Origin of the sequence: Kosakonia sp. YIM B13571 (genome assembly GCF_042788095.1) — a bacterium.
Classification (GTDB): Bacteria; Pseudomonadota; Gammaproteobacteria; order Enterobacterales; family Enterobacteriaceae; genus Kosakonia; species Kosakonia quasisacchari.
The window spans coordinates 1-3,071 of sequence record NZ_JBHZPL010000027.1; the positions used below are offsets into that span (position 1 = coordinate 1).

General features: G+C 58.5%; 1 protein-coding gene. It reads left to right on the forward strand.

The genetic code is table 11. The annotated features are described in order from the left end of the window. The coding region (locus ACFX4O_RS24330) for a hemagglutinin repeat-containing protein (RefSeq protein ID WP_380211869.1) at window positions 1-3,071 on the forward strand (3,071 nt) is incomplete at both ends.

A 3,071-nucleotide genomic window follows, 5' to 3' on the forward strand; every position in this document is an offset into this window, starting at 1 on the left:
GGCAGCATCACCAACCAGCGCGGCGATATGCTGGCGGGCAACAATCTCAGGCTGCAGCGCGACGCGGCGGGCAATGCCAACACCGAGGTGGTGAACACCTCCGGCAATATTGAGACCCGTAACGGCGATATCACTATCCGCACCGCAAGGCTGCTCAATGAGCGCGAGGGGATCAGTGAGTCGCGCAGCTATCAGGCGGCGGCAGGGAGCCCTGCGGCAAGCGGAGCCAGCTCGATCCAGGTGAAAGTCCGGGATCTTCCCCCTGACGAATGGGGTTACATTTTTACGATTATAAATAACGCGGGCGGCGGTGGAGCGATTGGTGATGTCGTGCCAATGGCCAAAGGCAGTGTGAAACGTTACTTAGTAGGATCCACCGTGGTTAACGTCACGGCGAAGGGCGGCGTATCGCAAATTTCTGCTGGCCGCAATCTTAACGCGAATGCCACCACGCTGGATAACCAGGCCAGTAATTTAATGGCTGGCAATGAGGTAAACCTCGCCGGTGCCACTCTGAATAACCAATCTTACTTTGGCTATTCAGAGGATGAATATCGGACTTACCGATACCACGGGAAAACAGGCAAAGCATCCAGTATTGATGGGACGCCCACTTCTGTAAAAAATAAAAACCGTGTCGTGACCTATACGCTAGACGGTGCGCCGGAGTATGAAACGCATAATACCGATCAGGTCTTTCGCTCGGTGATTCAGTCTGGCGGTAGGGTTAACGCCAGCTTTACGAGCAATATCAGTAATACTGCGACGACGTCAAATGGTGGGGGAATAGCTCATGCCATTGCTGCTCCTTCGCTTAGCACCCTGAGCAATCAGAGCATTGGCGGTAGCGTGGCAAAACAGACGCTTGCCGCAGGGCCGGTGACCGTCAACTCCCCGCAGTGGCAGGATCAACTGCACAACGCCCTGCAGCAGATTAACGGCGGCGGCGCGCTGGATAATGCCAGCGCAAATGGTGCCGCGCTGGCAAACATCGGCAGTCAGCAGAAAGGCAGCGCCAGCCTTGGCAGCGCGGGCAGTCTGGCGAGCGCGGGCGTCACCAGTGCGGTGCTGAAAAACACCAGCACTGGCACACTCGACGCGCATCAGGGGAAATCCGTTGATACCAGCGCGTACCCACTGCCGTCCGGCAACAGCGGCTACTTTGTGGTGTCGGCTGACCCGAAAAGCCCGTACCTCATCACCGTTAACCCGAAACTCGACGGGCTTGGCCAGCTTGATCCGGCGCTGTTTGGCGATCTGAACAAACTGCTCGGCGTCACGCCGTCTGCCGCCCCGCGTGAAACCAGCAGCACCTATACCGATGAGAAGCAGTTCCTCGGCTCGGCCTACATGCTGGATCGCATCAAACTCAACCCGGATCATGACTACCGCTTCCTCGGCGATGCGGCGTTTGACACGCGCTATGTCAGTAACGTCGTGCTGAACCAGACCGGTAACCGCTACCTGAACGGTATCGGCTCCGATCTGGACCAGATGCGCTACCTGATGGATAACGCCGCTAACGCCCAGCAGTCGCTGGGGCTGCAGTTTGGTGTGGCGCTCAATGCCGATCAAATCGCCGCGCTCGACCACAGCATCCTGTGGTGGGAAAGCGCCACCATCAATGGCGAAACGGTGATGATCCCGAAAGTCTACCTGTCGCCGAAAGATGTCACGGTCAATAACGGCAGTGTGATTGCCGGGAACAATGTCAGCCTCGAAGGGGGCAGTGTCACCAACACTGGCGGCACGCTGCTGGCGCGCAACAACCTCAGCGTGGGGAGCGACGGGGCCATTACCAACAGCAACGATGCGCTGATGAAAGCGGGCGGCAATGTCAGCCTCAGTGCCATTGGCGATATCAGCAACCTCAGTTCCACCATCAGCGGCAAAACCGTGGCGCTGGAGAGTCTCGACGGCAGCATTAATAACGTCACGCTGGCCGATCAGTTCGCGCTGGATGCGAAAAGCAAACGCGGCTCCGTCAGCCTCAAAGACACCACACTTGGCAGTATCGCCAGTATTACCGCCAGCGATGGCCTGTCGCTGGCAGCGGGTAAAGATATCACCCTGACCGGTGCCACGCTGAAAGCGGGCGGCGATGTGCTGATGGATGCCGGTGGCAATATCGCCGTTAACGCGATCGAGAAAAATGACGCGTACAGCCAGTCCGGTTTTAATGCGGGTTATCTCCGTCAGACGGCCACCAGCCGCGAGCAGGTGTCGTATCAGGGAAGCGGTATCACGGCCGGTGGCAATCTTGCCATGCAGGCGGGCAACGACCTGACGCTCAGCGCCAGCGATGTCAGCGCCGGGAAAGACGCGAAGCTGTCGGCGGGCAACGATCTGAACCTCGACGCGCAGCAGACCCGCAATAACACCCGCAACGGCAAAAGCGAAAATCACAGCACCGGGCTTGATCGCACCACCGTCAGCGCGGGCAATAACCTGATACTCACCGCAGGCCAGGACATCAATTCACACGCCTCCGGGCTGGCGGCTGAGCAACAGGTCGGCATGCAGGCGGGGCGCGATGTCAATCTGCTGGCCGAAGCCACCACTCAGGGCGACAGCTACAAAGCCAGCAAGAAAACGGTGATCAACGAGCAGGTGCGCCAGCAGGGCACCGAAATCGCCAGCGGCACGGGAACCACGATTATCGCCGGACGCGATATGAACGCCGAAGCGGCGCAGGTCAATGCGAAAGGCGATATCGGCGTACAGGCCGGACGCGACGTCAACCTGACCACCGCCACCGAAAGCGATTATCACTACAAAGAAGAGACCAAAACCAAAAGCGGCTTCCTCAGTAAAACCAAAACGCACACCATCTCCGAGCAGAGCGCCACGCGGGAAGCTGGCACGCTGCTGAGCGGCGATAACGTGACGGTGAAATCCGGCCATGACCTGCTGGTGAAAGGTTCATCCGTAGTGGGCGATGGCGATGTGGCGCTCAGTGCGGCGCATAACGTGGATATTACAGCCGCCACCAATACCGACTCGAACTGGCAGTTTAAGGAGAAGAAAAAGAGCGGCCTGATGAGCTCCGGTGGGATCGGTTTCACCATCGG